We start from the raw sequence: 26,315 nt of genomic DNA on the forward strand, positions 1-26,315 counted from the left end.
CCACCAGGCGCTGCAACTGACCTGATCAGGCTGTAAGGGAATTCCCTTGTGCTTGAAGGAGTTGGGAGGCCTTGGCGGCCCCCCGGATGACGGGGCGGCTACAGCCGGAAATGGCTGACCAGGACCTGCAAGTGGTTGCCCAGGCGTGCCAGTTCGATGCTGGAGGCGGCGGTTTCCTCACTGGCCGACGAGGTCTGCTCGGAAACGTCCCGGACATTCAGCACGCTGCGGTTGATCTCTTCCGCGGTGGCACTCTGCTGTTCGGCGGCGGCGGCGATCTGCTGGTTCATCGCCTGGATCGCCGACACGGTGCGGGTGATGTTTTCCAGCGAGCCGCCGACGCGACGGGTCAACTCGACGCTGCTGTCGGTCAGGCTGCGGCTGTTGTCCATGATGTTCGCCACCTGCTGGGTGCCGCTCTGCAGGCCGACGATCAGTTCCTCGATTTCCTCGGTGGACTTCTGGGTGCGTTGGGCCAGGCTGCGCACTTCATCGGCGACCACCGCGAAACCGCGTCCGGCTTCACCGGCGCGGGCCGCTTCGATGGCGGCGTTGAGGGCCAGCAGGTTGGTTTGCTGGGCCACCGACTTGATCACGTCGAGCACGCTGCCGATCTTGTCGCTTTCGGCCTTGAGATGGCTCATGGCCGCGGTGGAGTTGCCGACTTCGGTCGCCAGGCGCTCGATCTGGGCGATGGCTTCACCGACCACCTTGTCGCCCTCGCGGGCCTGCTGGTCGGCCGCGACGGCGGCTTCCGAGGCCTCTTCGGCGTTACGCGCGACTTCCTGCACGGTGGCGGTCATCTCGTGCATGGCCGTGGCGACCTGGTCGGTCTCGACCTTCTGGCTGTTGACCCCGGCGCTGGTCTGCTCGGTGACGGCGGACAGTTGTTCGGCGGCGCTGGCGATCTGGGTGACGCTTTCACTGATGCCGCCGATCAGCTTGCGCAGACTGACGGTCATGCTGTGCATGGCCCGTTGCAATTGGCCGAGTTCGTCGTGACGGCTGGTTTCCAGGTCGTGGCTCAGGTCGCCGGAAGCCACGCGTTCGACGACCTTGAGGGTCTGTTGCAGCGGAATCACGATCTGCCGGGTGATGGCCCAGGCGGCGATGACGCCGAACAGCAAGGCCAGGGCGGTGGCGATGCCGAGCATGTTTTTCGCGTTGGCCGCGTCGCTGTCACGTCGGCCGGTTTGCAGTTCGGTGAGTTGATCGCTGAGCCCCAGCAGTTTGTTGCCTTGTTCTTCCATGCGCTTGAGCGCCTGGGCGCTGGCGACCTGGGAGTCGCGGAACGCGCCGACGGCTGCGCGATAAGCCTTGAAGGATGTGCCGGCCTGCTGGAGGTTGGCCTGGTGCTGTTCCGGCAACTTGGCCGGCAAGCTGGCGAGGCTGCCCAGGGCGCTGTCGATGGCCTCCAGGGCTGGTTGTTCAGCATCGCTTCTGCCGCTGTAGGTGTAGCCGCGGACCTGGTAGCGGGCCTGCTGGAGCAGCTTGCTGAGGTCGACCACGCTGTTGAACTGGGCGACGCTGTCGCCCTGCAACATGGCTTTCTCCACCTCGGTGACCTTGGCGACGGCATTGTCGGCGTTGGCCCCGAGCGCGCTGCGAGCGCTCTCGCGATTCTGCATGGCCTGGTTCATATCGGCGAAGGCCCGCTTGTATTCGGCGAGGGCCGCCAGTTGCTGGTCGATCAGGGTGATGCTTTCAGGGGTTTCCACCTGCTTGCGGGCGCTCTGCAGGCCGTTTTCCAGTTTGCCCAGCAGGTCGTTGACCACGCCGGGGCCTTGTTCGCCCTTGCGCATTTCATAGTCCAGACGGGCGATGCGCAGGTCCTTGGTCAGCAAGTTGAGGCTGGAGATATAGCCCAGCTTGTCGCCGCGATTGATCACCGAGCTCAGGCCGGTCCAACCGGTAAAGGTGATGACGACTGTCAGTAGCAGCACCAGGCTGAAGCCGATGCCGAGTTTCAGATTGACGCTCACATTGCCCAGGTTCTGGGCTAGCCAACGGTACATGGGACGGACTCCTGACAGGTGCTCGTAAGCCTGGCGGCGGATTTATTTTAGTAGTGCCGCTGTATCGGCCCGCGAGGGGATTTCTGTAGATGGATATCCCCCTTGATCCGGTGGGGAGGCGTGAGGCCGCCAATCGCCGGCAAGCCGGCTCCTACAGGAGGCGGGCAGTCAGAAAAGACGGGCGAGCAGGGCGGTGACGGCGGTTTCGACCCGCAGGATGCGCTCGCCGAGCTGCACTGGTTGCAGGCCGGATTTGCCCAGCAGGTCGATTTCGTAGGGGATCCAGCCGCCTTCCGGGCCGATGGCCAACGTCACCGGCTCATCCAGCCCGCGTGGGCAGGGCGGGTAGTTGCCGGGATGGCCGACCAGCCCCAGGGTGCCCGCGCTGATGGCCGGCAGGCGGTCCTCGACGAAGGGCTTGAAGCGTTTCTCGATGACGACCTTTGGTAGCACGGTATCGCGGGTCTGTTCCAGGCCGAGGACCAGTTGTTCGCGAATCGCCTCGGGTTCGAGGAAGGGGGTCTGCCAGAAGCTCTTTTCCACACGGTAGCTGTTGACCAGCACAACCTTGGGCACGCCCATGGTGGCGATGGTCTGGAACACCCGGCGGAGCATCTTCGGCCGTGGCAGGGCAAGGATCAGGGTCAGCGGCAGCTTGGCCGGTGGCGGCTGGTCGAGGCTGACCCGCAGTTCCGCCTCGCTGGCGTCAAGACGCACGACCTCGGCGTTACCCATCAGGCCGCCGATACGTCCCACCCGCAGGTTGTCGCCCAGCGCCACGCGGTGGACTTCCTGCATATGGGTCAGGCGCCGATCGCGCAGTACCACCCGGTCGGCCGCGATAAAATCGGCCTCTTCCAGCAGCAGCAGGTTCACGCTTGCGGTGCTGGCGGTTGGGCGTCGTTATCGGTAGGGGCGTCCTGCGGGTGCTCGCCACGCTTGCTGACCAGGCTGCCGAACAGGATGCCGATCTCGAACAGCAGCCACATGGGTACGGCCAGCAGGGTCTGCGAGAACACGTCCGGCGGGGTCAGGATCATGCCGACCACGAAGCAGCCGATGACCACGTACGGACGGATTTTCTTCAGGTACTTGACGTCGACCACGCCGATCCACACCAGCAGCACCACGGCCACGGGGATTTCAAAGGCCACGCCGAAGGCGAAGAACAGCGTCATGACGAAGTCGAGGTAGCTGGTGATGTCGGTCATCATTTCCACGCCGGCCGGAGTCGCGGCGGCGAAGAACTTGAAGATCAGCGGAAACACCAGGTAGTAGGCGAAGGCCATGCCGGTATAGAACAGCGCGATGCTCGACACCAGCAACGGCACGGCGATGCGTTTTTCATGCTTGTACAGGCCGGGCGCGATAAAGCCCCAGATCTGGTGCAGGATCACCGGGATCGCCAGGAACAGCGAGACCATCATGGTCAGCTTGAGCGGCGTCAGGAACGGCGACGAGACGTCGGTGGCGATCATCGTCGCCCCGGTCGGCAGGTATTGGCGCAACGGCGTGGAGACGAAGGTGTAGATCTGCTGGGTAAAGGAGAACAGCCCGGCAAAGATCAGGAAGATCGCCGCGACACAACGCAGCAGGCGGGTGCGCAACTCGGTGAGGTGCGAAACCAGCGGCATGTGCTGGTCGTTTTCCGGAATATCGCTCATGGGGCTCGCGGCGGCAAAGTAGGGTCATGAGAAGCTGGCGCACTGGGCGTCGGCGCGGGAACAGCGGTTTCGCTCGGCGTCGGCACATGTGGGGCCGGTTCGACGGCGCCGAGCACCGGCACCGCGTCGCTGGCCGGCACGGTGGTCGACGGCAGATCGCCCGGCAATGGCTCGCCCGGCAAGCTTGGCGCGGCCACGGGGTGAATCGTCTGTTCGGCGACCGCCGGTGCCGGTTCCTGGACCGGCGACAGGATCTTGCGGGCTTCCTGCTCCAGGGACAGGATGTGTTCGTTGTGCAGTTGCCGGCGAATCTCGTCGGCACCGATTTCCCGTTCCACTTCCTGCTTGATCGCGTTGAAGCTGCGTTTCAGGCGGCCGACCCACAGGCCCGCCGTGCGCGCGGCGCCCGGCAGGCGCTCGGGGCCGAGGACCAGCAGGGCCACGAGGCCGACGAGCAGCAATTCACTGAAGCTGATACCGAACATTAGTCAGCACTCACGAATGATTGCGGGGCTCTTTGTTTACGAACTCTTCGACTTTTTGCGCCTGCACGTCGATGGTGTGCGGCGTGTTCTGCTGGGCAGTGGCCTGTGGCTGTACCGGCGGAGCAGGTTGGGCGACCGGCGGTACGGCAGGTTCCGCAGGCTTCTCGTCGTCGTTCATGGCCTTGCGGAAGCCCTTGATCGATTCGCCGACATCGGTGCCGAGGTTCTTGAGTTTCTTGGTACCAAACACCAGTACGACGACAACCAGGATGACGATCCAGTGTTTCCAGTCAAAAATGCCCATGGTGCTGTTCCTCTCTTAAAAGTTGTTCAGGCGGACGGGCGCGAGGCTTTCTCGGCGTGTCCGGACAATCCGAAGCGACGGTCCAACTCATCCAGCACGGCCTGCGGATGCTGCCCCAGTTGGGCCAGCATGACCAGGCTGTGGAACCACAAATCGGCGGTTTCGTAGATCACATCGCTGCAATCGCCACTGATGGCGGCGTCCTTGGCGGCAATGATGGTCTCGACCGACTCTTCGCCGACCTTCTCCAGAATCTTGTTCAGGCCCTTGTGGTACAGGCTGGCGACGTACGAACTGTCGGCGGCGGCGCCTTTGCGCTCTTCCAGCACCTGGGCCAGGCGGGTCAGGGTGTCAGTCATGTTCAGTGTCCTGCTGCGTAGATGCTGTGCGGGTCCTTGAGGACCGGATCGACCGTCTTCCAGCCGTCGTTTTCGTAAACGCGGTAGAAGCAGCTCTGGCGGCCGGTGTGGCAGGCGATATCGCCGACCTGCTCGACCATCAGGATGATCACGTCGGCGTCACAGTCCAGGCGCATTTCGTGCAGGTGCTGCACGTGCCCGGACTCTTCGCCCTTGCGCCACAGTTTGCCACGGGAACGCGACCAGTAGATGGCGCGGTTTTCGCGGGCGGTCAGTTGCAGTGCCTCGCGGTTCATCCAGGCCATCATCAGGACGCGCCCGGTCTTGTGATCCTGGGCAATGGCCGGCACCAGGCCGTCGCTGTCCCATTTGATCTCGTCCAGCCAGTCTTTCATCTTCGACTCCGACAACCGGGCCCTACCTGCGTGGTGGGACCTCGGCGAATGGACAGTTTGCCAGCCGGCGGCCTCACTGGCTATCGGCGCACGACCAGATACAAACCGATGGCCACCATGATCGCCGCCGGCCAGTGCCCCAGCTCATGCAGCGGCCCGCCGGCGGCGAGGAATGCGCCGCCGCCCAGGTGCAGCGAACCGAGCAGGCGCAGCAGCCAGTCGTCCTTGCGCTTTTTCCATTTCGGCTCGGGGTCGGCGGCATGGGGCTGCGACAGGCGTTCGAGCAGGTCGCGGGTCATGTCGGCCAGATGCGGCAGTTGCTCGACCTGGCTCTGCAGGTTGCCCAGCAGGGTTTTCGGGCTGACCCGTTCGCGCATCCAGCGTTCGAGGAACGGCTGGGCGGTACTCCACAGGTCGAGGTCCGGGTACAACTGGCGACCCAGGCCTTCGATATTGAGCAGGGTCTTCTGCAGCAGCACCAACTGCGGCTGGACCTCCATGTTGAAGCGCCGCGCGGTCTGGAACAGGCGCATCAGCACCTGGCCAAAGGAGATGTCCTTCAGCGGTTTCTCGAAGATCGGCTCGCAGACGGTACGGATCGCCGCCTCGAATTCGTTGAGCTTGGTGTGCGCCGGCACCCAGCCAGAATCGATGTGCAACTGGGCGACGCGGCGATAATCACGCTTGAAGAAGGCGAACAGGTTGCGTGCCAGGTAGTCCTGGTCCTGCGGGGTCAGACTGCCGACGATGCCGCAGTCGATGGCGATGTACTGCGGGCTCCACGGATTGACGGTGCTGACGAAGATATTGCCGGGGTGCATGTCGGCGTGGAAGAAGCTGTCGCGGAACACCTGGGTGAAGAAGATCTCCACGCCGCGCTCGGCGAGCATCTTCATGTCGGTGCGCTGGTCGGCGAGGGTCGCCAGGTCGGTGACCTGGATGCCGTAGATACGCTCCATCACCAGGACTTTCGGCCGGCACCAGTCCCAGTAGACCTGGGGCACGTACATCATGTCCGAACCTTCGAAGTTGCGGCGCAACTGGCTGGCGTTGGCCGCCTCGCGCAGCAGGTCGAGTTCGTCGTAGATGGTCTTTTCGTAGTCGCTGACCACGTCCACCGGATGCAGCAGGCGCGCGTCCGACGAAACCCGCTCGGCGGCGCGGGCCAGGATGAACAGCCATGCCAGGTCCTGGGCGATGATCGGCTTGAGGCCCGGGCGGATGACTTTTACCACCACTTCCTCGCCGCTTTTCAGCTGTGCGGCATGGACCTGGGCCACCGAGGCCGAGGCCAGCGGTTCGATGTCGAAACGGCTGAAGACCTCGCTGATCTTCTTGCCCAGTTGCGACTCGATCAGTTCCACGGCCTTTTGCGAGTCGAACGGCGGTACGCGGTCCTGCAGCAGCATCAGTTCGTCGGCGATGTCTTCGGGCAGCAGGTCGCGGCGGGTCGAGAGAATCTGCCCGAACTTGATGAAGATCGGCCCCAGGTCCTGCATCGCCAGGCGCAGCCGCGCGCCACGGCTCAGTTCCAGTGGCTTGCGCGGGAACCAGCGCCACGGCAGGGCAAAGCGCAGGGCCAGGAGAAACCAGGGCAGGGGCAGCTCGAACAGCAGGTCATCGAGACGGTAGCGGATCACGACGCGCTGGATGCGCAACAGACGGCGGACGGCAAGCAGCTTCATGCGTTATCGCTGGAGTTGAGGGATCGGGAGAGGCGTTCGAAGCGCGCCTCGAGTCGTTCTAAATCTAGCTTGATCTGGTCGAGTTCGGCGAAGCGGGCCTCGGCCTCGTGCTTGCCGACCAGGGCCCGGGATTCTTCGCTGAGGTATTCGGCGAGGTTCTGGTTGAGGCTGGCGAACCCCTGGCGATACCAGCCGGCCCGGCTGCGCAGGTGACCGCTGATCAGTTGCGTGGCCACCGGGCCGAGCCAGCGCGAGAGTTCGTACTCCCAGTCCAGCTCCAGGTCCTGCAGCACCCCGGCGAGGTCCAGCAGCACCGCGCTGTCGCCTTCCAGGTGGACTTCCGGGCCGTGCAGCACCGCTGTCTTGTCCTTGCTCAGGGCCAGGTTCAGCAGGCTGGTGGTCGGCGCGCGGAGAATGCAGTCGGCGCCGGCGGCCCAGTGCGCGGCGAGCATCAGGCCGTCAGCGCTGGGCAGGATGAACAGCTTCAAGGCCGGACTGTCGACCTCGATGACCTTGCCGCTCAGGTGTCCGAGGCGGCCCAGGGCGGTGCTGTCGAGACGCAGCACCCGGTTGAGGCCGTGTTCGACACCGGCGAGCAGGCCGCTGAGCACCATCAGGGCTTGATGCCGCGATGCAGGGCGACAATGCCTGCGGTCATGTTGTGATAGGTCACGCGGTCGAAACCGGCGTCGACCATCATCGACTTCAGGGTTTCCTGGTTCGGGTGCATGCGGATCGATTCGGCCAGGTAGCGATAGCTTTCCGAGTCGTTGGTGATCAGCTTGCCGGCCAGGGGCATGAAGGCGAACGAATAGGCGTCGTAGACCTTGGACATCAGTGCGTTGGTCGGCTTGGAGAACTCCAGCACCAGCAGGCGTCCGCCCGGCTTGAGCACCCGCAGCATGGAGCGCAGGGCGTCTTCCTTGTGGGTAACGTTGCGCAGGCCGAAGGCGATGGTCACGCAGTCGAAATGGTTGTCCGGGAACGGCAGCTTCTCGGCGTCGGCCTGGACGAACTCGACATTGCCGGCCACGCCCAGGTCCAGCAGGCGGTCGCGGCCGACCTTGAGCATGGAGGCGTTGATATCGGCCAGCACCACCTGGCCGGTGGGGCCTACCAGGTGCGAGAATTTTTTGGTCAGGTCGCCGGTACCGCCGGCGATATCCAGCACCCGGTTGCCGGTGCGCACGCCGGACAGCTCGATGGTGAAGCGCTTCCACAAACGGTGCATGCCACCGGACAGCACGTCGTTCATCAGGTCGTACTTGGCGGCCACGGAGTGGAACACCTCGGCGACCTTCTCGGCCTTTTGGCTTTCCGGTACGTTCTTGAAGCCGAAGTGCGTGGTGGGTTCGGCATCGCTGCCTTTGCGCTGATCAGTCATATCGCTGTCACCAGAAGAGAATGCGGGCCATTCTAATCCCGGTGGCCGGCTTTGTCTTGGCAAAGGCGGAATGTAAGTATAGTGGGCGACCGGGGCCGATTGACGCAGTGTGGTTCAAGGCCGGCCCGGCGTATCTCTATAGAACAGGAGTCAATCGATGGCCCGGATTAGTGTCGAGCGTGCCCACCAGCTTGGTCTGGCAGGCGCTCGTGAGAAAGCCGAAGTGCTGGTGCAGAAACTGGCCGATCAATACGGCCTGGCGCCTCGCTGGTCGGGCGATACCGTGAGCCTCAAGCGTTCCGGTGTCAGCGGCGAAGTGCAGATCGCCGAGGACCGGATCAAGGTGGATGTCGAATTGGGCCTGCTGATGTCGGCCATGAGCGGCACGATCAAGGCCGAGATCGAGAAGGCGCTGGACAAGGCCCTGGCCTGACCCGCTCCAACCATGCCCTGCACCTGAGACCGGCTTCCACGGGCAAGGGCGACGGGGCATCGCGCGGTTAGGGTGCCCATTCTAATTTTTGTCATTACTTTGTGCATGAGCCCCAACTCCTGCGGGCAGTTCCTCCAACCGTTCTCGCGTGAGGTGCACCATGACCAAAGTCAGTCTGAAGAAAAAATCCGACGTTCAGTCCACCGCCCTGGCTGACGTGAAAGTCTACGCCCGCAAGATCTGGTTGGCGGGCCTGGGGGCCTACACCAAGGTCGGCAAGGAAGGCAGCGAGTACTTCAACGAGCTCGTGAAGGCCGGCCAAGGCGTTGAAAAAGAAGGGAAAAAGGTCGTTGATGCGAAGCTAGAAGCCGCCAACAGCCAGATCGACAACGTGAAGAACGATGTCAGCAGCCTCAGGGGCAAGGTCGAAGTGCAACTGGACAAGGTCGAGAAAGCTTTCGACAACCGTGTCGCCAGTGCCTTGAATCGCATCGGGATTCCGTCTAAACATGACGTAGAGACACTGTCTGCTAAGCTCGATGAGTTGACGGCGTTGCTCGAACGTGTCGCGCGTAAACATTAAGGAGAACGGGATGGCTGGCAAAAAGAATACTGAGAAAGAAGGCAGCTCGTGGATCGGGAAGGTTGAAGAATACTCCCGCAAAATCTGGCTTGCTGGTTTAGGCGTGTACTCGAAGATCGACAGTGACGGCAGCAAGCTCTTCGAGACCCTGGTAAAGGACGGCGAAAAGGCCGAGAAACTGACCAAGAGTGCCGTCGGTAAAACCGTCGAGGCCGCCAAGGATTCCGCCGGTTCGGCCAAGTCGCGCATCAGCGGTGTAAAGGATCGCGCACTGGGCAAGTGGGACGAACTGGAAGGGGCTTTCGACAAGCGCTTGAACAGTGCCATCTCGCGCCTGGGCGTGCCCAGCCGCAATGAAGTGAAGGCGCTGCACAGCAAGGTCGATACCTTGACCAGGCAGATCGAGAAGCTGACCGGTCAGGCTGTGACGCCGGCTTCGTCGAAAACCGCGGCGGCCAAGCCCGCGGCGAAAACGGCAGCCAAGCCGCTGGCCAAGGCTGCGGCAAAACCGGCCGCCAAGCCAGCGGCGAAAACCGCAGCGGCCAAGCCGGCCGCGAAACCGGCTGCCAAAGCCGCAGCCAAGCCGGTGGCGAAACCTGCCGCCAAGCCCGCGGCGAAAACTGCTGCCGCCAAGCCTGCCGCGAAACCGGCGGCCAAGCCTGTAGCGGCCAAGCCCGCTGTCAAACCGGCAGTGAAGCCCGCGGCGGCGAAACCTGCCGCGAAACCGGCAGCCAAGCCCGCCGCAAAACCAGCGGCCAAGCCGGCCGTGGCGAAAAAGCCTGCGGCGGCGAAACCGGCTGCTACGAAGTCTGCGGCTCCAGCCGTGGCCAAGCCGGCTGTGGCTCCGACCACCAACTCGGTGGCCCCGGCGGCTCCCGCCACTCCGGTTGTCGCACCAGCCCCGGCGGCATCCACCCCTCAATCCTGAGTCGTGGTCCGCTGAACGAAAACGCCCGGCCTGTGAAGGTCGGGCGTTTTCGTTTGTGGTCGGGATCAATCGTGATCTTCGAGATACCGCAACGCCATCTGCTCCGTCACCACTCGCGCCGGCGTCAGCAGATGGGGCGCCACCAGCATCATGATCTGGTACACCACCAGCCGCACTTCACCCTCGCGCCCGAGGATCCGTTGATAGTCCAGCGAGAACAGCAGCGTCAGGGTGATCTGTTCCACCAACTGTCCCAGGGCCTGGGTTTCGCTGACCAGGAAGCCCTGGGCCTTCAGGCGCGCCAGCAGGGCGGCGAGGGTGCGCTTGAGGGCGTTGAGCAGGTTGCGGATGCCCTTGGCGAGCCTGGGCAGACGACCGGCGAGGTTGGACAGGTCCTGGAACAGGAAGCGGTAATGAGACAGTCGCTCGACGATCAGGTGCAGGAAAAACCAGTAGTCCTCGGGTGCCAGTTCGACATCCGCCGGCGGGTCCAGCAGCGGCGTCAGTTCTTCCTGGAAGCGCTCGAACAGGCCGAGCACCAACGGCTCCTTGCCATGGAAGTGGTAATAGAGATTGCCCGGGCTGATCCCCATTTCATTGGCGATCTCCATTGTCGAGACGTTTGGCTCGCCTTTCTGGTTGAACAGTTGCAGCGCACATTCAAGAATCCGATCGCGGGTTTTCATCCAGTCTTCTTAGGTCGATCCGGCGGTTCGTCACGGCTGCCGGGCAGCCGTGTCCGGTGATAGTCAACGCACTCGCACATAGGTGCCGGGTGCTGCCTCCATGGGTGGATAGTTCGGGTTGCCCAGCGTCGTCCGGGTTTCTTCCAGGGCGCCGGAGCGGGCCTGGATCCACTCCAGCCATTGCGTCCACCAACTGCCCGCGACCTGCTTGCCGTCGTAGTACCAGGCCCGTGGATCGCTGCTGAGCTTGGGATTGTCGATATAGCTGGCCTTGGGGTTGTCCGGCGGATTGAGGATGCTCTGCACATGGCCGCTGCTGGACAGCACGAAACGGCGCTCGCCGCCCAGCAGCAGGGTCGAACGATAGACCGCGTCCCACGGTGTGATGTGATCGTTGATGCCGCCGACGCTGAAGCTGTCGACCGTGACCTTCTGCAGGTCGATGGGCGTGCCGCAGACTTCCAGGCCGCCGGGATGGCTCAACGGGTTGTGCTTGAAGAAATCCAGCAGGTCGCCGTGCAGTGCCGCCGGCAGGCGGGTGTTGTCGTTGTTCCAGTAGAGAATGTCGAAGGCCGGCGGTTCCTTGCCGAGCAGGTAATTGTTGATCCAGTAGTTCCAGATCAGGTCGTTGGGCCGCATCCAGGCGAAGACCCTGGCCATGTCCCGGCCATCGAGCACGCCTTGCTGGTAGGAACGACGCTTGGCGGCCTCAAGGGTCTGCTCGTCGGCGAACAGGGTCGCCGGACTGTCCAGCTGGCTGTCGAGCAGGCTGACCAGGTAGGTGGCGCTGGAGACCCGGCGCAGTTGCCGCTTGGCCTGCAGATGGCCCTGCAGGGCGGCGATGGTCAGGCCGCCGGCGCAGGCGCCCATCAGGTTGACCTCGCGGCTGGCGGTGATCGAGCGGCAGACGTTCAAGGCCTCTTCCACCGCCTCGACATAGGTCGACAGACCCCACTCGCGGTGCCGTACATCCGGGTTGCGCCAACTGATCACAAAGACCTGCAGGTTGTTCTTCAGGGCGTACTGCACGAAGCTGTTGGTGGGGCTGAGGTCGAAGATGTAGTACTTGTTGATTTGCGGCGGCACGATCAGCAGTGGCTTGGCGTACTGCTTCTCGCTCATCGGCCGGTACTGGATCAGTTCCAGCAGCTCATTGCGAAACACCACCGAGCCCTGGGTGGTGGCCACGGTCTTGCCGACTTCGAAGGAGTGCTTGGTGACCTGGCTGGGCAGTCCGTTGTTGTGCAGGAGGTCGTTCACCAGGTTGCTGATGCCGCGCACGATGCTGTTGCCACCGGAGTTGAGCAATTCCTTGACCGCCAACGGGTTGAGCAAGGTGTTGGACGGTGCGACCGCATCGTTGAGCAGGGCGAAGATGAAGTGCGCCCGGGCCCGGTCGTCGTGGCTCATCTGGCTGTCGTCGATCCAGTGCCGGACCTGATTCTGCCAGGCCAGGTAGGCTTGCAGGCTGCGCCGGTAGAACGGGTTCAGGTGCCATGCCGGATCGGCGAAACGCTGGTCCTGGGGACAGGGTTTGTGTGGCGTTTCACCCAGCAGCACCTTGCCCAGCTGGCCGCCCAGGGCCAGCGCATGTCGCGCGGTATGCAGCGGATTGCGCAGGCCGTGGGTGGCGACGCTGCGCAGGGTGGAAAACAGATCCCGGCCGCGTAGACCGGTAATCGCACTCTGTGCGTTGATGAACGCGGCGGGGGTGGGTATCGAACCCGTCGCTGGTTTGTCTCGCATGAGTCAACACTCCTTCGTCATCAAGCTATCAACCAATACATCGCACCGGGCAGACGACATCGTCGGTCCCGGCCTCTGTTGCACCCGCCGGCATCCTGCCGGTGTGCTTACTGCGAGCGAAATCTCCTAGGTGCTCTTGAACGGCGCCGGTTGCGGGTGCATGACGGCCCGCAGACGTTCTTCCTGGAGGAATTTCATGATAATGGGCGCCACGGCTTCGGCCCGGGTGATCAGGAACAAATGACCGTCATCGATTATGTGTAGCTGGGCATTGGGAATACGCCAGGCCAGCAGGCGCATATTGATCAGCGGAATCAGCGGATCGTCGTCACCGGCCAGCACCAGGGTCGGCTGGTGGATCTTGTGCAGCCAGTGGATGCTGGTCCAGCCCAGGCCGGCGAACAGTTGCCAGTAGTAGCCCAGCTTGCCCGCCGAGCGTACCTTGGCGGCGTGTTCGGCGGCCAGGTGCGGGTCACGGCGGAACGCGCCGCCGTAGATGGTCGGGGCGATGCGGATGACGTGGGACGGCTGGATGTAGCGGCGCGGGCTGGCCATGTTCCACAGCACCTTGGGCTTGCCCGGGACCATGAACGCGCCGGCGGCGGTGGCGGCGAGGATCAGCTTCTTACAGCGCTCCGGGTAGTCGTAGGCGAACTGCTGGGCCAGGGCACCGCCCCAGGACACGCCGACCGCATTGACCTGGCCATAGTCCAGGTAATCGAGCATGCGCGCGCTGAGCTTGGCCAGGCCGGGAAAGCGATAGGGGCGGTTCGGCGTGGAAGAGCCGCCGACACCGGGGACGTCGAAGGCAATCACTTCCAGGTCCGGGTCCAGCGCCTGGACGAACGGAAACACCAGCTCCAGGTTGGCGCCGATGCCGTTGAAAATCAGCAAGGGCGTCAGATGGGGCTTGCCGGGGCGAACCGCGGTGCGGATGGTCTGGCCATCCAGATCGATGGTTCGGAAGATGAACGGTTGCGGCATGCTTGAAGCCCTGTGGTTGAACCTGTTTTCCTGAACTGGCGCGGTCCCTGGTGGGACGGTTTTTTACCCTGATGCCAAGGCTGAAATACGGTCCCCGTAGGAGCCGGCTTGCCGGCGATGGCGTCCGAAGGGGCACTGCAAGGCTCATCGCCGGCAAGCCGGCTCCTACAAGGGTACGGTGGTGTTGTTGGGTTCTCAGCGTTCGTGCACGTAGGTCCCCGGTGCCGCCTCGGCCGAAGGGTAGGCCTTGCTGCCCAGGCTGGTCGGCGACTTCTTCAGCTTGCCCGAGCGCTCGGCCAGCCAGGTCTGCCAGTACAGCCACCAGGAGTCGGTGTGCTTGGTGGAGTTTTCCTGCCAGTCCTCGGCCTTGGCCGGCATCTCTTCACCGGTCATGTAGCGTGACTTCGGATTGCCCGGTGGGTTGAGAATGCTCTGGATATGCCCGCTGCTCGACAGCACGAACTCGACCTTGCCGCCGAACAGTTGGGCCGACTTGTAGCAGGACTTCCAGGGCGTGATGTGATCGTTGGTGCCGGCCAGGGAGAAGATGTCGGCGGTGACTTTCTTCAGGTCGATCGGCGTGCCGCACACTTCCAGGGCATCGGCGCGTATCAGCGGGTTGTTCTTGAACATCTCGATCAGGTCGCCGTGGAACGCGGCCGGCAGACGGGTGGTGTCGTTGTTCCAGAAGAGGATATCGAACACCGGCGGCTCGTTGCCGAGCAGGTAGTTGTTGACCCAGTAGTTCCAGATCAGGTCGTTGGGCCGCATCCAGGCGAAGACTTTCGCCATGTCGCTGCCTTCCAGTACGCCGGCCTGGTAGGAGTGGCGCTTGGCGGCTTCCAGGGTCTGTTCGTCGACGAACAGCGCCACCTGGGTGTCGAGGGTGGTATCGAGCACGCTGACCAGCAGGGTCAGGGAGTTGACCTTCTTCTCGCCGAGGGCGGCGTAATGGCCGAGCAGGGCGGTGCAGGTGATGCCCCCGGAGCAGGCGCCGAGCATGTTGACGTCCTTGCTGCCGGTGATGGCGGTGACCACGTCGACGGCTTCCTTCAGCGCCTCGATATAGGTCGACAGGCCCCATTCGCGCTGGGCCTTGGTCGGATTGCGCCAACTGACGATAAAGGTCTGCTGGTGGCTGCGCAGGCAGAAGCGCGCCAGGCTCTTGTCCGGGCTGAGGTCGAAGACGTAGAACTTGTTGATCTGCGGCGGCACCACCAGCAGTGGGCGTTCGTGCACCTGTTCGGTGATCGGCCCGTACTGGATCAGTTCCAGCACGTCGTTGCGAAACACCACTGCGCCTTCGGTGGTGCCCAGGCTCTTGCCGACTTCGAAGGCCCCCATGTTCACCTGGCTCGGCATGCCGCCGTTGTGTACCAGGTCCTTGGCCAGGTTCGACAGGCCGTCCAGCAGGCTCTTGCCGCCGGTCTCGAAGAAGCGCTTGACCGCCGCCGGGTTGGCCGCGGTGTTGGTCGGTGCCATGGCCTCGGTCATCAGGTTGATGACGAAGTGCCCGCGGCTGATGTCCTGGGGCGAGAGTGAGCTGTCACCGATCCAGTCATGGAGCTCCTTGCGCCAGGCCAGATAGGTTTGCAGGTAGCGTTTGTAGAGCGGGTTCTGGCTCCAGGCCGGGTCGCCGAAGCGACGGTCATCGCTTTCCGGTTGCAGGCTCGATTTGCCGAGCAGCACATTCTTCAGTTCGACGCCGAAATGGGCGACGTGCTTGACGCTGTGGATGGGTTGCTTGATGGCTTGGGTCAATACCATTCGTGCAGAAGTCAGAAGGTCCTTTCTACGCAAGCCGACGACGGGGTTCAGGCCCAGGGTGTTTTCCGAGGCTTGAAGCTTGAGGTCATCGCTATTCTTGTCACTCATCTACGACGCTCCATTGTCCTGAGACGAGTACCGGGTAAGGCTGTGCGACTGGGCACAACGAATGCCAAGTACTGCTGCTCGGGTGACCGGTTGATTGCGCATCGTTAAATGCACGGAACTTGCCAGCTCCATTGGTTACCCGAGTTTAATTTTTTTCGCAAGCGGGCCGAACGTCAGCCCTGCCGCCGGGTATTGAATCAGATCAAATTAGAAAATACGCCCCAAACGGCAAGATGCCCGTTCTAGAGCATCAGGCGCACGATCGATTCGGACGGGTCGCGGGATTTCCCGGCGGCCTTGAGTTCGGCAAGATAATCGGCCCACAAGTCATCCTGACGACAGGCCAGCTGGTAGAGGTAGTCCCAGGTGAACAATCCGCTGTCATGACCGTCGTCGAAGGTCAGTTTCAGGGCGTACTGGCCGGCGGGTTCGACCTTGCTCAGGCCGACACCGAGCTTGCCGAATTGCAGGATCGGCTTGCCGTGGCCCTGGACCTCGGCGGAAGGGGAGTGCACCCGCAGGAATTCGGCGGGCAGATGGTATTCCTCGCCCGGCCCGTAGCTGAGGGTCAGGGTTTTCGAGGCCTTGTGCAGGTTGATGGCGGTGGGGAGTCGGGTGGTCATTGAACGCTAACCTGTCTGTGTAGGAATCGGCTTGCCCCTACGGTTGGATCGTTCCCACGCTCCGCGTGGGCATGCAGCCCGTGACGCTCCGCTTCACAAAAGCGGACGCAGAGCGTCCAGTGAGGCATTCCCACGCGGGAGCGTGGGAACGATCACAGCTCGCGGGCAAGCCCGGCTCCCACGGGGAGCGGTAGGCTCCTTAGAGGATATACCGCGACAGGTCTTCGTTCTGCGCCAATTCGCCGAGGTGGCTGTTGACGTAGGCGGCGTCGATACGAATCGGCTCGGCACCCTGGGCACCCGCCAGGTCGCCGGCGCTGAACGAGACTTCCTCCAGCAGGCGCTCGAGCAGTGTGTGCAGGCGACGGGCACCGATGTTCTCGGTTTTCTCGTTGACCTGCCAGGCGATTTCGGCGAGACGCTTGATGCCGTCCGGCTGGAACTCGATGTTCAGGCCTTCGGTTTTCAGCAACTCGCGATACTGCTCGGTGAGCGAGGCGTGGGGTTCGCTGAGGATGCGCTCGAAGTCTTCCGGGCTCAGCGCCTTGAGTTCGACACGGATCGGCAGGCGGCCTTGCAGCTCGGGCACCAGGTCGCTTGGCTTGCTCAGGTGGAACGCACCGGAAGCGATGAACAGGATGTGGTCGGTCTTGACCATGCCCAGCTTGGTGTTGACGGTACAGCCTTCGATCAGTGGCAGCAGGTCGCGTTGCACACCTTCACGGGAAACGTCGGCACCCCCGACATTGCCGCGCTTGGCGACCTTGTCGATTTCGTCGATAAAGACGATGCCATGCTGCTCGACCGCTTCCAGGGCCTTGGCCTTCAGCTCTTCGTCGTTGACCAGGCGCCCGGCCTCTTCGTCGCGGACCAGCTTGAGCGCGTCCTTGATCTTGAGCTTGCGGTTCTTGCGCTTGCCCTTGCCCATGTTGGCGAACAGGCTTTGCAACTGATTGGTCATTTCTTCCATGCCCGGTGGCGCGGAGATATCGACGCCGGCGTGTTCCGCAACCTCGATTTCGATCTCCTTGTCATCCAGCTGGCCTTCACGCAGGCGCTTGCGGAACAGCTGGCGGGTGTTGGAGTCCTGGCTCGGCGCGGGATCTTCGTTGAAGCCCATGCGTGCCGGTGGCAGCAGTGCGTCGAGAATGCGTTCCTCGGCGGCGTCCTCGGCACGGTGGCGGACCTTGACGATCTCCTGTTCGCGCAGCAGCTTGATCGCGGCGTCGGCCAGGTCGCGGATGATCGATTCGACGTCGCGCCCGACATAACCGACTTCGGTGAATTTGGTCGCTTCGACCTTGATGAACGGTGCGTTGGCCAGCTTGGCCAGGCGCCGGGCGATTTCGGTCTTGCCGACGCCGGTCGGGCCGATCATCAGGATGTTCTTGGGGGTTACTTCGACGCGCAGCTCTTCGGGCAACTGCATCCGGCGCCAGCGGTTACGCAGCGCAATGGCAACGGCGCGCTTGGCATCGTCCTGGCCGATGATATGGCGATTGAGTTCGTGGACGATTTCGCGGGGAGTCATGGACATGATATGTGGGGTCCTCAAGCGGTGGTGATCAGCGTAGACACAGGTCTGGCACTGCTTTATTCCGCGAGGTCCTGCTCCTCAATAGTGAAGTTGTGATTGGTGAATACGCAAATATCCCCGGCGATCCCGAGGGCGGTTTCGACGATTTCCCGGGCTGACAGATCGGTCTTCTTCAGCAGGGCGCTGGCCGCGGCCTGGGCATAACCGCCACCGGAGCCCATGGCGATCAGGCCGTGTTCCGGTTCGACGACATCGCCGTTGCCGGTGATGATCAGCGACGCATCCTTGTTGGCAACCGCCAGCATGGCCTCCAGGCGGCTCAGGGAGCGGTCGGTACGCCACTCCTTGGCCAGTTCGACGGCGGCCCGGACCAGATGGCCCTGGTGTTTTTCCAGCTGGCCTTCAAAACGTTCGAACAGGGTGAAGGCGTCGGCGGTGGCCCCGGCGAAACCGGCGAGCACCTGGCCGTGGTAGAGACGCCGGACTTTTTTCGCGTTGCCCTTCATGACGGTATTGCCCAGGGAAACCTGGCCGTCGCCGCCCATGACGACTTTGCCGTGGCGACGAACTGAAACGATGGTGGTCAAGGGAGAGTCTCCACGCAGCGGGGCGAAAATGCCTGATGGAAACTGATATGGGGGTGGTGCCGGGATTTTCAACCGAAAGTAGGGCAGAGGGACGAGCGGTGTAGGAAAGAGATTATTCAATCTCATTCGACAGGCCCCAAGGTCAGGCTCAACCTTTTGTGGCGAGCGGGCTTGCCCGCGCTGGGCTGCGAAGCAGCCCTAAAATCAATCACCTCGGTTTACCTGATAGACCGCGTTCGCTGATTTTAGGGGCGCTTCGCGCCCCAGCGCGGGCAAGTTGCAGTGTGCTTAGCGACTCTGGCGTTGTTGTAACAACAGGTTGCTGAAGCCGCTGCCGGCCAATTGTTTCTGCGCCGTGGTCAATTGCTCGCGGTTGCTGAACGGACCGACCAGCACCCGGTACCAGGTCTCTTCCTTGACGGTGCCGGACTCGACCGACACGGCCTGGCCGAGCAGGATGATCTGTGCACGGACCTTGTCGGCATCGGCCTCCTTGCGGAATGAACCGGCCTGCAGGAAGAACTGCGTCACCGCCGCCGGTGCCGGCTTGGCCACGGGTGGCGGTGGCGGCGGGGTAATCCCGGCCAGCGCCGCCTGGGCCCGCGCGGTGTCGATCTTGGCCGCTTCGGCCGGGGTCACCGGGGTCACCGGCGTGGTCGGCGTCGGCACGGTCTGCGGCGTCGGCAGGGTTTTCTCCGGCACGGCTTCCGGTGGCACGATGACTTCCGATTCCGGCAGCAAGGTGTAGAAGTCGTACTTCGGCTTCACCGGCTGGGTCGGGCTCGGCGGGGTCTTGTTGGCTTCGGCGATCTTGGTCGCTTTCTGCTGCTCCTGCTTGACCCGCTTGACGTCATCGCCCCGGCCCGGCTCGAGTTTCATCAGGAACACGACAAAGGCGCCCACGCCAAGCCCGATGGCCAGCCACAACCAGCCCGGGATCGGTTTTTTCGCAGGAGCTTGGTAACGGCTGGCGCCACGTTTGGGTGCGGGTTTTTTCTTGGCTGCCAACTTACATACGCTCCAGAGTTTCCAGGCCCAGCAGCTCCAGGCCTTGCTTGAGGGTGCGGCCGGTCAGTGCGGCGAGACGCAGGCGGCTCTGCATCCGCGCCGGGGTGTCGGCGGTCAGGATCGGGCAGTTCTCGTAGAAGCTGGAGAACAGGCCGGCGACATCGTACAGGTAGGTGCAGAGGATGTGCGGCGTGCCTTTTTCGGCGACGCTGTTGAGGACTTCGCCGAATTGCGCCAGCCTGGCCGCCAGTTCCTGCTCATGGGCGGCTTCGAGCACGATCTGGCCGTCGACTTCGCTGAAATCCTTGCCCAGTTTGCGCAATACACCGGCCACGCGGGTGTAGGCGTACAGCAGGTACGGTGCGGTGTTGCCTTCGAAGTTGAGCATCAGGTCGAAGTTGAAGCTGTAGTCGCTGGCACGGTGCTTGGACAGGTCGGCGTACTTCACCGCGCCGATACCGACGACCTTGGCGATCTCGCGCAGGTCGTTCTCGGGCAGTTCCGGGTTCTTTTCCTTGACCAGGTTGTAGGCGCGCTCGCGGGCTTCGGTCAGCAGGTCGATCAGCTTCACGGTGCCGCCGTCGCGGGTCTTGAACGGGCGGCCGTCGGCGCCGTTCATGGTGCCGAAGCCCATGTGCTCCATTTCCATCGGGTGGCCGACGAAGCCGGCCTTGCGCGCCACGGCGAACACTTGCTGGAAGTGCAGGGCCTGGCGCTGGTCGACGAAGTACAGCGCGCGATCGGCTTTGAGCACGTTGCTGCGGTAGCGCACGGCGGCCAGGTCGGTGGTGGCGTAGAGATAGCCGCCGTCGGCCTTGACGATGATCACCGGCAGCGGTTCGCCGTCGGCGTTCTTGAACTCGTCGAGGAACACGCACTGGGCGCCGTTGCTCTCGACCAGCATGCCCTTGGCCTTGAGGTCGTTGACCACATTGATCAGGTCGTCGTTATAGGCGCTTTCGCCCATGACATCGGCCATGGTCAGCTTGACGTTGAGCAACTCGTAGATTTTCTGGCAGTGGGACAGCGAGATGTCCTTGAAGCGCGTCCACAGCGCCAGGCAATCCGCATCGCCGGCCTGCAGCTTGACCACCAGGCCACGGGCGCGGTCGGCGAACTCGCTGGACTCGTCGAAGCGCTGCTTGGCGGCGCGGTAGAAGTTCTCCAGGTCCGACAGCTCTTCGCTGGTGATCGGGTTTTCCTGCAGGTAGGCCATCAGCATGCCGAACTGCGTGCCCCAGTCGCCGACGTGGTTCTGGCGCACCACGGTGTCGCCGAGGAACTCCAGGACCCGCGCGACGCCGTCGCCAATGATGGTCGAACGCAAGTGGCCGACGTGCATTTCCTTGGCGAGGTTGGGCGCCGACAGGTCGACCACGGTGCGTTGCGCCGGGCCGGCCTTGCGTACGCCGACGCTGGCATCGGCCAGCGCGGCATCGAGGCGCGCGGCCAGGGCCTGGGTGTTCTGGAAGAAGTTGATGAAGCCCGGGCCGGCGATTTCCGCCTTGCTGACGTTGTCATCGGCCGGCAGCGCGGCGATCAGCTTTTCCGCCAGGTCGCGGGGCTTCAGGCCGGCGGGTTTGGCCAGCATCATGGCGATGTTGCTGGCGAAGTCGCCGTGGGTCTTGTCCCGGGTGTTTTCGACCTGGATCGCCGGCGTCAGGCCATCAGGCAACACACCTTCGTTGACGAGTTGGGTGAGGGCTTGCTGGATCAGCTGGCGAATGGTGTCTTTCATGGTCTTCTCTTTCGACCGCAAGCGCGGCGGCGCTTCGATGCGCAGGTGGAAAAACTGGGCATTATCCGTTGCCGGGGCGAGCTTGCCAACCTTAGTCGACAGGCCGTGGTGCTGGGGCGGCTGTCAGGCCGCTATCGCCGGCAAGCCGGCTCCTACAGGGGCATACGTCGTCCACAAAATCATTTTAGGAGCCGGCTTGCCGGCGATAGCGTCAGTCCGGTCAGTACAGATCCACCGGATCGACATCCAGCGACCAGCGTACCTGCCGTCCGCTGGGCATCTGTTCCAGCACCAGCAGCCAACTGCTCAGCAAACGGTGCAACGGCGCCCGGGCATTGGCCTGCAGCAGCAATTGCGCCCGATAGCGCCCGGCCCGGCGCTCCATCGGTGCCGGCACCGGCCCCAGCAACTCGATGCCGCCCAGGCTCATTTCCGCCAGGAGGCGCTCGGCCTCACTACAGGCCTCATCGAGAAAACCTTCGGCCTGTCCCGGTTTGTGGGCTTCGGCGCGCAACAGCGCCAGGTGGGCAAAGGGCGGCAAGCCGGCGGCGCGGCGCTCGCTCAAGGCTTGTTCGGCAAAGGCGAAATATCCCTGCTCGGTGAGCTGGATCAGCAGCGGGTGGTCCGCCAGATGGGTCTGGATGATGACCTTGCCCGGCTCCTCCGCACGCCCGGCCCGGCCCGCCACCTGGACGATCAACTGCGCCATGCGTTCGCTGGCGCGGAAGTCGCCGGAAAACAGTCCGCCATCGGCGTCGAGGATCGACACCAGGGTCACCCGGGGGAAATGATGTCCTTTGGCTAGCATCTGCGTTCCGACGAGTATGCAAGGCTGGCCTTTCTGGATCGTGGCGAACAACTGGTTCATCGCATCCTTGCGCGAGGTGCTGTCACGGTCGACCCGCAGCACCGGGTAATCGGGGAACAGGATGCCCAACCGCTCTTCGGCGCGCTCGGTGCCGGCACCCACCGGACGCAGGTCGACCTTGCCGCATTGCGGGCAGTTGCGCGGGAGGCGTTCGACATGGCCGCAGTGGTGACAGCGCAATTCGCCATGGCGCTGGTGCACGGTCATGCGGGCATCGCAGCGCTCGCACTCGGACATCCAGCCGCAATCGTGGCACAGCAGGGTCGGGGCGAAGCCGCGGCGGTTGAGAAACACCAGGACCTGCTGGCCTGCCGCGAGGGTCTGGCCGATGGCTTGCTGCATCGGTCCGGAGATGCCGCTGTCCAGCGGCCGGCTTTTCACGTCCAGGCGCAGGAAGCGTGGCTGCTTGGCGCCGCCGGCCCGCTCGTTCAGGCGCAGCAGGCCGTAGCGACCGATATAGGCGTTGTGCAGGCTTTCCAGGGACGGGGTGGCCGAGCCCAGGACAATCGGGATGTTTTCCTGGCGGGCGCGCACCAGTGCCAGGTCGCGGGCGTGATAGCGCAGGCCTTCCTGCTGTTTATAGGAGCCGTCGTGCTCCTCATCGATGATGATCAGCCCGGGATTTTTCATCGGTGTGAACAGCGCCGAACGGGTGCCGATGATGATATCGGCCTCGCCGTCCCGCGCCGCGAGCCAGGCGTCCAGGCGCTCGCGATCATTGACCGCCGAGTGCAGCAGGGCGATCCGTGCGTTGAAGCGTTGTTCGAAGCGCGCCAGGGTCTGCGGGCCGAGGTTGATCTCGGGGATCAGCACCAGGGCCTGTTTGCCGGCTTCGAGGGTTTCGCGGATCAATTGCAGGTAGACCTCGGTCTTGCCGCTGCCGGTGACGCCGGCCAGCAGAAAGGCGTGGAAACTGCCGAAGCCGGCGCGAATCGCCGTGCAGGCGGCGCGTTGTTCGTCGTTGAGCGGTAGCTCCGGTTGCGCCAGCCAGTGTTCGTGGCGTTCGCCGGGGGCATGGCGACGGATCTCCACCTGCACCAGGTCCTTGGCCAGCAGCAGGTCGAGGCTGTCCTTGCTCAGCATCAGTTTGCTCAACAGCTGATGAGCCACGCCGTGCGGGTGCTGGGCCAGGGTCGCCAGGGCTTCACGCTGGCGCGGTGCGCGGGCGATGCGCGGGTCGTCGAGCCTGGCGCCGGGCGCGATCGACCAGAACCGTTCCTGGCGCGCCTCGGCCAGTTCGCCCTGGCGCAGCAGCACCGGCAAGGCCCAGCTCAAGGTGTCGCCGAGGCTGTGCTGGTAATACTGCGCCGTCCACAGACAGAGCTTGAACAGCGCGGGCGGCAGCGGTGGCGTGGCATCGAGCAGGGCCAGCGCCGGCTTGAGCTTTTCCGCGGGGACCTCGCTGTGGTCGGCGACCTCCACCAGGATGCCGATCATTTCCCGTCGGCCAAACGGCACCCGCACCCGCATGCCGGGATGCAGCTCACTGCGCAGCACACCCTGGGGCGCGCGATAGTCGAACAGGCGGCGCAGGGGGGAGGGCAGGGCAAGGCGCAGAATGGCGTCGGGCACGCGGTTTTCTCGGGTGGTGTAATGAAGAAGGGCGCGAGCCTAGCAGACGGCCGGTGTGCGTGACAGCTTGCTTCATTTTGCAGGGCTGGTATTATCGCCGGCCAAATTACGTGCGGTGTTCAACAATAGTGTTGAGCGGCGGCACGCTAGCCGAGGAAGTCCCCATGAAAGCTGATATCCATCCAGAATACCCAGCAGTTGCCGTGACTTGCAGCTGCGGCAACAAGTTCGAAACCCGTTCGACTTTCGCCAAGCCACTGTCGATCGACGTGTGCAACGAGTGCCACCCGTTCTACACCGGTAAGCAGAAGACTCTGGACACCGGCGGCCGCGTTCAGAAGTTCGCCGATCGTTTCGGTGCATTCGGTGCGAAGAAGGCCTAAGGCTTTTTTCCCTGGAAGGCCTGTTCGGCTGTTCCACGCTGATGGCTCTATGTTGATGAAAAAGGCGCTCCTTGTGAGCGCCTTTTTTGTGGGCGCGATTTGGCAGGTGCCGGCGCTGGCGTCCTGCCCGGCGCTACCTGGAGCCTTGCGGGTCGAGGTGCAGCGGGTCATCGACGGTGACACCGTGCGCCTGAAAGATGGTCGCAGCGTCCGGCTGATCGGCGTCAATGCGCCGGAGCTGGGGCGCAAGGGGCGGGCCGCCGAACCTTTTGCCGAGGCGGCCCGCCGGCGTCTCCAGTCCCTGGTGATGGAAAACGATGGTCAGGTCGGCTTGGTAACGGGGCGCGAGCGCCGCGACCGGTATGGGCGGACCCTGGCTCATCTGTATGGCCGCGAGGGTGTCAATCTCGAAGCGCGACTGCTCGCCGAGGGCTTGGCTTATCAGGTGGTCATCGCGCCCAACGACAATTTGTTCGAATGCCAGCAGCTCGCCGAGCGCCAGGCCCGGCAGCTTGGGCTTGGGCTGTGGAGGCGCCCATCTGTACTGAAGGCGGATCAGATCCGAAAGCCCGGTTTTGCCTTGTTGACTGGCCGTGTGAACAATATTCGACGTAATCGTGGCGGGTTATGGATCGAGTTGCAGGGGGCGGTTGTACTGCATGTGGCAGCCGATCGGCTGGAGCGATTCGACTCCGCGTGGATTTCTCGGCTCAAAGGCAGGCAAGTCGAGGCCCGGGGCTGGGTGGTCGGACGCAGTGGTCGAGGCCCGTTACGCAAGCGGGGCTTGCGCTGGTTGTTATCCCTGGATCATCCGGGGATGCTTCAAGCGGCACGCTGATAAAAAATTGTAGACATTTTCAGTCATGATTGTGAACAGTAAGGCCCTTGTGTTCCGTGGCTCTTGGGCCAAAGTCGTAGGGTGCGGCCCTTGACACCTGTGACTGGTCAGTCTTGTGAGGACTTTACGACACGCGTATCCTCGGCGGTCCGTCAGTCCCACAGTAAAAAGCGGAATGCCCACATGTCAGATTTGAAAACTGCCGCTCTCGAATACCACGCCAATCCTCGTCCGGGGAAACTGAGCGTCGAGCTCACCAAAGCCACCGCTACCGCCCGCGACCTGTCGCTGGCCTACAGCCCTGGCGTCGCCGAACCAGTGCGTGAAATCGCCCGCGATCCTGAGCTGGCCTACAAGTACACTGGCAAGGGCAACCTGGTTGCAGTCATTTCCGATGGCACCGCGATTCTCGGCCTGGGTAACCTCGGCCCATTGGCCTCCAAGCCGGTCATGGAAGGCAAGGGCGTGCTGTTCAAGCGCTTCGCCGGTATCGACGTGTTCGACATCGAAGTCGACTCGGAAAGCCCGCAAGCCTTCATCGACACCGTCAAGCGTATCTCCATCACCTTCGGTGGCATCAACCTGGAAGACATCAAGGCACCTGAGTGCTTTGAGATCGAACGTGCCCTGATCGAGCAGTGCGATATCCCGGTATTCCACGATGACCAGCACGGTACCGCGATCGTTACCGCGGCCGGTATGATCAACGCCCTGGAAATCGCTGGCAAAACCCTGCCTGAAGCGAAGATCGTCTGCCTGGGCGCCGGTGCCGCCGCCATCTCCTGCATGAAATTGCTGGTGAGCATGGGCGCCAAGATCGAGAACATCTTCATGGTTGACCGTACTGGCGTGATCCACGCTGGCCGTGACGACCTGAACCAGTACAAGGCGGTATTCGCCCACGCGACCGAGAAGCGCAGCCTGGCTGACGCTCTGAAGGGCGCTGACGTGTTCGTCGGCCTGTCCGGTCCGAACCTGCTGGACGCCGAAGGCCTGTTGTCGATGGCGGCCAACCCGATCGTGTTCGCCTGCTCGAACCCGGATCCGGAAATCTCCCCGGAGCTGGCCCACGCCACCCGTAGCGACGTGATCATGGCCACCGGCCGTTCGGACTACCCGAACCAGGTCAACAACGTCCTGGGCTTCCCGTTCATCTTCCGTGGTGCCCTGGACGTTCGCGCCAAGCGCATCAACGAAGAAATGAAAGTGGCCGCGGCCAACGCCCTGCGTGAACTGGCCAAGCTGCCGGTACCTCAGGAAGTGTGCGACGCCTACGGCGGCATCAAGCTGGAGTTCGGTCGTGAGTACATCATTCCGAAGCCAATGGATGCCCGTCTGATTACCCTGATCTCCGATGCGGTGGCCAAGGCTGCGATCGAGACTGGTGTGGCGACCCTGCCGTATCCGAAGAACTACCCGCTGAAAAGCGTGGATGACGTGTTCAACGGCTAAGCCGTTGTAGCGTTAAAACAAAAAGCCCCGGTTCGAAAGAATCGGGGCTTTTTTGTGGCCATTTGGATAATGGGGCTGGACGCAATTCCTTGCAGGAGGCTGGCTTGCCAGCGATGAGGCCCTTGAGCCTTGCGCCGTCCATGCGGACGTCATCGCTGGCAAGCCAGCTCCTACACAAGCCAG

General features: G+C 63.2%; 26 protein-coding genes and 2 pseudogenes. 6 read left to right on the forward strand and 22 right to left on the reverse strand.

Annotated elements, in window-relative coordinates; genetic code table 11:
• Positions 1-98: 98 nt before the first annotated feature.
• The 11 genes and pseudogenes from HX851_RS45555 to ubiE form a co-directional block, all read right to left on the reverse strand.
• Entirely contained in the window at positions 99-971 is an 873-nt protein-coding gene (locus HX851_RS45555) for a methyl-accepting chemotaxis protein (RefSeq protein WP_439899158.1), read from the reverse strand.
• Positions 957-2,015 (reverse strand): annotated as a pseudogene (locus tag HX851_RS45560) (methyl-accepting chemotaxis protein); the annotation flags it as partial. The pseudogene HX851_RS45560 and the gene HX851_RS45555, both read right to left, overlap by 15 nt.
• Positions 2,016-2,183: 168 nt before the next feature.
• Positions 2,184-2,891: a 16S rRNA (uracil(1498)-N(3))-methyltransferase gene (locus HX851_RS21315; RefSeq protein ID WP_177064439.1), complete on the reverse strand. Its 708-nt coding sequence runs from the start codon at positions 2,889-2,891 to the stop codon at positions 2,184-2,186.
• On the reverse strand, positions 2,888-3,679 hold the full coding sequence (gene tatC, locus HX851_RS21320; RefSeq protein WP_177063462.1) for a twin-arginine translocase subunit TatC: 792 nt from the start codon (positions 3,677-3,679) through the stop codon (positions 2,888-2,890). Before tatC ends, HX851_RS21315 begins: the two co-directional genes overlap by 4 nt.
• A complete protein-coding gene (tatB, locus tag HX851_RS21325) occupies positions 3,676-4,164 on the reverse strand; it encodes a Sec-independent protein translocase protein TatB (RefSeq protein WP_177063463.1) in 489 nt (162 codons plus the stop codon). The genes tatC and tatB overlap by 4 nt, the downstream gene beginning before the upstream one ends.
• Positions 4,165-4,174: 10 nt before the next feature.
• Complete coding sequence (locus HX851_RS21330) at positions 4,175-4,468, reverse strand: twin-arginine translocase TatA/TatE family subunit (RefSeq protein ID WP_177063464.1); 294 nt, start codon at positions 4,466-4,468, stop codon at positions 4,175-4,177.
• Positions 4,469-4,494: 26 nt separating this feature from the next.
• Positions 4,495-4,827 (reverse strand): phosphoribosyl-ATP diphosphatase, encoded by a 333-nt coding sequence (locus HX851_RS21335; RefSeq protein WP_010453594.1) that lies wholly within the window; start codon positions 4,825-4,827, stop codon positions 4,495-4,497.
• Positions 4,828-4,829: 2 nt separating this feature from the next.
• Positions 4,830-5,222: a phosphoribosyl-AMP cyclohydrolase gene (gene hisI, locus HX851_RS21340; RefSeq protein WP_054060519.1), complete on the reverse strand. Its 393-nt coding sequence runs from the start codon at positions 5,220-5,222 to the stop codon at positions 4,830-4,832.
• 80 nt (positions 5,223-5,302) lie between these two features.
• Positions 5,303-6,907, reverse strand: coding sequence for a ubiquinone biosynthesis regulatory protein kinase UbiB (gene ubiB / locus HX851_RS21345; RefSeq protein ID WP_177063465.1), 1,605 nt, complete (start codon positions 6,905-6,907; stop codon positions 5,303-5,305).
• Positions 6,904-7,521 (reverse strand): ubiquinone biosynthesis accessory factor UbiJ, encoded by a 618-nt coding sequence (locus HX851_RS21350; protein ID WP_177063466.1) that lies wholly within the window; start codon positions 7,519-7,521, stop codon positions 6,904-6,906. Before HX851_RS21350 ends, ubiB begins: the two co-directional genes overlap by 4 nt.
• A complete protein-coding gene (gene ubiE, locus HX851_RS21355) occupies positions 7,521-8,291 on the reverse strand; it encodes a bifunctional demethylmenaquinone methyltransferase/2-methoxy-6-polyprenyl-1,4-benzoquinol methylase UbiE (protein WP_177063467.1) in 771 nt (256 codons plus the stop codon). Before ubiE ends, HX851_RS21350 begins: the two co-directional genes overlap by 1 nt.
• A gap of 157 nt (positions 8,292-8,448) precedes the next feature.
• On the opposite strand from ubiE, the gene HX851_RS21360 reads away from it, so the two are divergent.
• The 3 genes from HX851_RS21360 to HX851_RS21370 all read left to right on the forward strand — a co-directional run bounded on the left by HX851_RS21360 (position 8,449) and on the right by HX851_RS21370 (position 10,235).
• Complete coding sequence (locus HX851_RS21360; RefSeq protein ID WP_177063468.1) at positions 8,449-8,724, forward strand: polyhydroxyalkanoic acid system family protein; 276 nt, start codon at positions 8,449-8,451, stop codon at positions 8,722-8,724.
• Positions 8,725-8,884: 160 nt separating this feature from the next.
• Positions 8,885-9,307, forward strand: a complete 423-nt coding sequence (locus tag HX851_RS21365; RefSeq protein ID WP_177063469.1) for a phasin family protein — start codon at positions 8,885-8,887, stop codon at positions 9,305-9,307.
• 10 nt (positions 9,308-9,317) lie between these two features.
• Positions 9,318-10,235 (forward strand): phasin family protein, encoded by a 918-nt coding sequence (locus tag HX851_RS21370; protein ID WP_177063470.1) that lies wholly within the window; start codon positions 9,318-9,320, stop codon positions 10,233-10,235.
• 65 nt (positions 10,236-10,300) lie between these two features.
• Here the strand turns inward: HX851_RS21370 and HX851_RS21375 are convergent, their stop codons facing one another.
• From HX851_RS21375 to HX851_RS21420, 10 genes are all read right to left on the reverse strand, one after another.
• Positions 10,301-10,921, reverse strand: coding sequence for a TetR/AcrR family transcriptional regulator (locus HX851_RS21375; protein ID WP_177063471.1), 621 nt, complete (start codon positions 10,919-10,921; stop codon positions 10,301-10,303).
• 63 nt (positions 10,922-10,984) lie between these two features.
• A complete protein-coding gene (phaC, locus tag HX851_RS21380) occupies positions 10,985-12,667 on the reverse strand; it encodes a class II poly(R)-hydroxyalkanoic acid synthase (protein WP_177064440.1) in 1,683 nt (560 codons plus the stop codon).
• Positions 12,668-12,793: 126 nt separating this feature from the next.
• Positions 12,794-13,651, reverse strand: coding sequence for a poly(3-hydroxyalkanoate) depolymerase (gene phaZ / locus HX851_RS21385; protein WP_177063473.1), 858 nt, complete (start codon positions 13,649-13,651; stop codon positions 12,794-12,796).
• A 195-nt stretch (positions 13,652-13,846) separates the two neighbouring features.
• Positions 13,847-15,526, reverse strand: a complete 1,680-nt coding sequence (phaC, locus tag HX851_RS21390; protein WP_177063474.1) for a class II poly(R)-hydroxyalkanoic acid synthase — start codon at positions 15,524-15,526, stop codon at positions 13,847-13,849.
• Between the two features lie 242 nt (positions 15,527-15,768).
• Positions 15,769-16,149: a gamma-butyrobetaine hydroxylase family protein gene (locus tag HX851_RS21395; protein ID WP_177064441.1), complete on the reverse strand. Its 381-nt coding sequence runs from the start codon at positions 16,147-16,149 to the stop codon at positions 15,769-15,771.
• Positions 16,150-16,348: 199 nt separating this feature from the next.
• Positions 16,349-17,686: an ATP-dependent protease ATPase subunit HslU gene (gene hslU, locus HX851_RS21400; protein WP_177064442.1), complete on the reverse strand. Its 1,338-nt coding sequence runs from the start codon at positions 17,684-17,686 to the stop codon at positions 16,349-16,351.
• Between the two features lie 56 nt (positions 17,687-17,742).
• The gene (hslV, locus tag HX851_RS21405) at positions 17,743-18,273 is read right to left on the reverse strand and encodes an ATP-dependent protease subunit HslV (protein ID WP_010563201.1); all 531 of its coding nucleotides are present in this window, start codon (positions 18,271-18,273) and stop codon (positions 17,743-17,745) included.
• A gap of 288 nt (positions 18,274-18,561) precedes the next feature.
• Positions 18,562-19,281 carry an SPOR domain-containing protein gene (locus tag HX851_RS21410; RefSeq protein WP_177064443.1) on the reverse strand — a complete coding sequence of 240 codons (720 nt, stop codon included), beginning with the start codon at positions 19,279-19,281 and terminating at the stop codon, positions 18,562-18,564.
• Position 19,282: 1 nt separating this feature from the next.
• The gene (argS, locus tag HX851_RS21415) at positions 19,283-21,019 is read right to left on the reverse strand and encodes an arginine--tRNA ligase (RefSeq protein ID WP_177064444.1); all 1,737 of its coding nucleotides are present in this window, start codon (positions 21,017-21,019) and stop codon (positions 19,283-19,285) included.
• 220 nt (positions 21,020-21,239) lie between these two features.
• Positions 21,240-23,459: a primosomal protein N' gene (locus HX851_RS21420; protein ID WP_177063479.1), complete on the reverse strand. Its 2,220-nt coding sequence runs from the start codon at positions 23,457-23,459 to the stop codon at positions 21,240-21,242.
• 164 nt (positions 23,460-23,623) lie between these two features.
• Between HX851_RS21420 and rpmE the strand changes: the two genes are divergently transcribed.
• From rpmE to HX851_RS21435, 3 genes are all read left to right on the forward strand, one after another.
• Positions 23,624-23,842 carry a 50S ribosomal protein L31 gene (rpmE, locus tag HX851_RS21425; protein ID WP_177063480.1) on the forward strand — a complete coding sequence of 73 codons (219 nt, stop codon included), beginning with the start codon at positions 23,624-23,626 and terminating at the stop codon, positions 23,840-23,842.
• A 49-nt stretch (positions 23,843-23,891) separates the two neighbouring features.
• Positions 23,892-24,680, forward strand: coding sequence for a thermonuclease family protein (locus HX851_RS21430; protein WP_177064445.1), 789 nt, complete (start codon positions 23,892-23,894; stop codon positions 24,678-24,680).
• Positions 24,681-24,863: 183 nt separating this feature from the next.
• Positions 24,864-26,132 carry a malic enzyme-like NAD(P)-binding protein gene (locus HX851_RS21435; protein ID WP_177064446.1) on the forward strand — a complete coding sequence of 423 codons (1,269 nt, stop codon included), beginning with the start codon at positions 24,864-24,866 and terminating at the stop codon, positions 26,130-26,132.
• Here HX851_RS21435 and HX851_RS33470 read toward each other — a convergent pair.
• A pseudogene (locus HX851_RS33470) lies at positions 26,122-26,315 on the reverse strand (hypothetical protein); the annotation flags it as partial. The gene HX851_RS21435 and the pseudogene HX851_RS33470 sit on opposite strands and share 11 nt — an antisense overlap.

Source organism: Pseudomonas gingeri (genome assembly GCF_013385635.1).
Taxonomy (GTDB): Bacteria; Pseudomonadota; Gammaproteobacteria; order Pseudomonadales; family Pseudomonadaceae; genus Aquipseudomonas; species Aquipseudomonas gingeri_A.

Coding starts and splice junctions, on each gene's coding strand:
- HX851_RS45555 (WP_439899158.1), bottom strand. CDS start 971: ATGCACAGCATGACCGTCAGTCTGCGCAAGCTGATCGGCGGCATCAGT.
- tatC (WP_177063462.1), bottom strand. CDS start 3,679: ATGAGCGATATTCCGGAAAACGACCAGCACATGCCGCTGGTTTCGCAC.
- tatB (WP_177063463.1), bottom strand. CDS start 4,164: ATGTTCGGTATCAGCTTCAGTGAATTGCTGCTCGTCGGCCTCGTGGCC.
- HX851_RS21330 (WP_177063464.1), bottom strand. CDS start 4,468: ATGGGCATTTTTGACTGGAAACACTGGATCGTCATCCTGGTTGTCGTC.
- HX851_RS21335 (WP_010453594.1), bottom strand. CDS start 4,827: ATGACTGACACCCTGACCCGCCTGGCCCAGGTGCTGGAAGAGCGCAAA.
- hisI (WP_054060519.1), bottom strand. CDS start 5,222: ATGAAAGACTGGCTGGACGAGATCAAATGGGACAGCGACGGCCTGGTG.
- ubiB (WP_177063465.1), bottom strand. CDS start 6,907: ATGAAGCTGCTTGCCGTCCGCCGTCTGTTGCGCATCCAGCGCGTCGTG.
- HX851_RS21350 (WP_177063466.1), bottom strand. CDS start 7,521: ATGGTGCTCAGCGGCCTGCTCGCCGGTGTCGAACACGGCCTCAACCGG.
- ubiE (WP_177063467.1), bottom strand. CDS start 8,291: ATGACTGATCAGCGCAAAGGCAGCGATGCCGAACCCACCACGCACTTC.
- HX851_RS21360 (WP_177063468.1), top strand. CDS start 8,449: ATGGCCCGGATTAGTGTCGAGCGTGCCCACCAGCTTGGTCTGGCAGGC.
- HX851_RS21365 (WP_177063469.1), top strand. CDS start 8,885: ATGACCAAAGTCAGTCTGAAGAAAAAATCCGACGTTCAGTCCACCGCC.
- HX851_RS21370 (WP_177063470.1), top strand. CDS start 9,318: ATGGCTGGCAAAAAGAATACTGAGAAAGAAGGCAGCTCGTGGATCGGG.
- HX851_RS21375 (WP_177063471.1), bottom strand. CDS start 10,921: ATGAAAACCCGCGATCGGATTCTTGAATGTGCGCTGCAACTGTTCAAC.
- phaC (WP_177064440.1), bottom strand. CDS start 12,667: ATGCGAGACAAACCAGCGACGGGTTCGATACCCACCCCCGCCGCGTTC.
- phaZ (WP_177063473.1), bottom strand. CDS start 13,651: ATGCCGCAACCGTTCATCTTCCGAACCATCGATCTGGATGGCCAGACC.
- phaC (WP_177063474.1), bottom strand. CDS start 15,526: ATGAGTGACAAGAATAGCGATGACCTCAAGCTTCAAGCCTCGGAAAAC.
- HX851_RS21395 (WP_177064441.1), bottom strand. CDS start 16,149: ATGACCACCCGACTCCCCACCGCCATCAACCTGCACAAGGCCTCGAAA.
- hslU (WP_177064442.1), bottom strand. CDS start 17,686: ATGTCCATGACTCCCCGCGAAATCGTCCACGAACTCAATCGCCATATC.
- argS (WP_177064444.1), bottom strand. CDS start 21,019: ATGAAAGACACCATTCGCCAGCTGATCCAGCAAGCCCTCACCCAACTC.
- rpmE (WP_177063480.1), top strand. CDS start 23,624: ATGAAAGCTGATATCCATCCAGAATACCCAGCAGTTGCCGTGACTTGC.
- HX851_RS21430 (WP_177064445.1), top strand. CDS start 23,892: ATGTTGATGAAAAAGGCGCTCCTTGTGAGCGCCTTTTTTGTGGGCGCG.
- HX851_RS21435 (WP_177064446.1), top strand. CDS start 24,864: ATGTCAGATTTGAAAACTGCCGCTCTCGAATACCACGCCAATCCTCGT.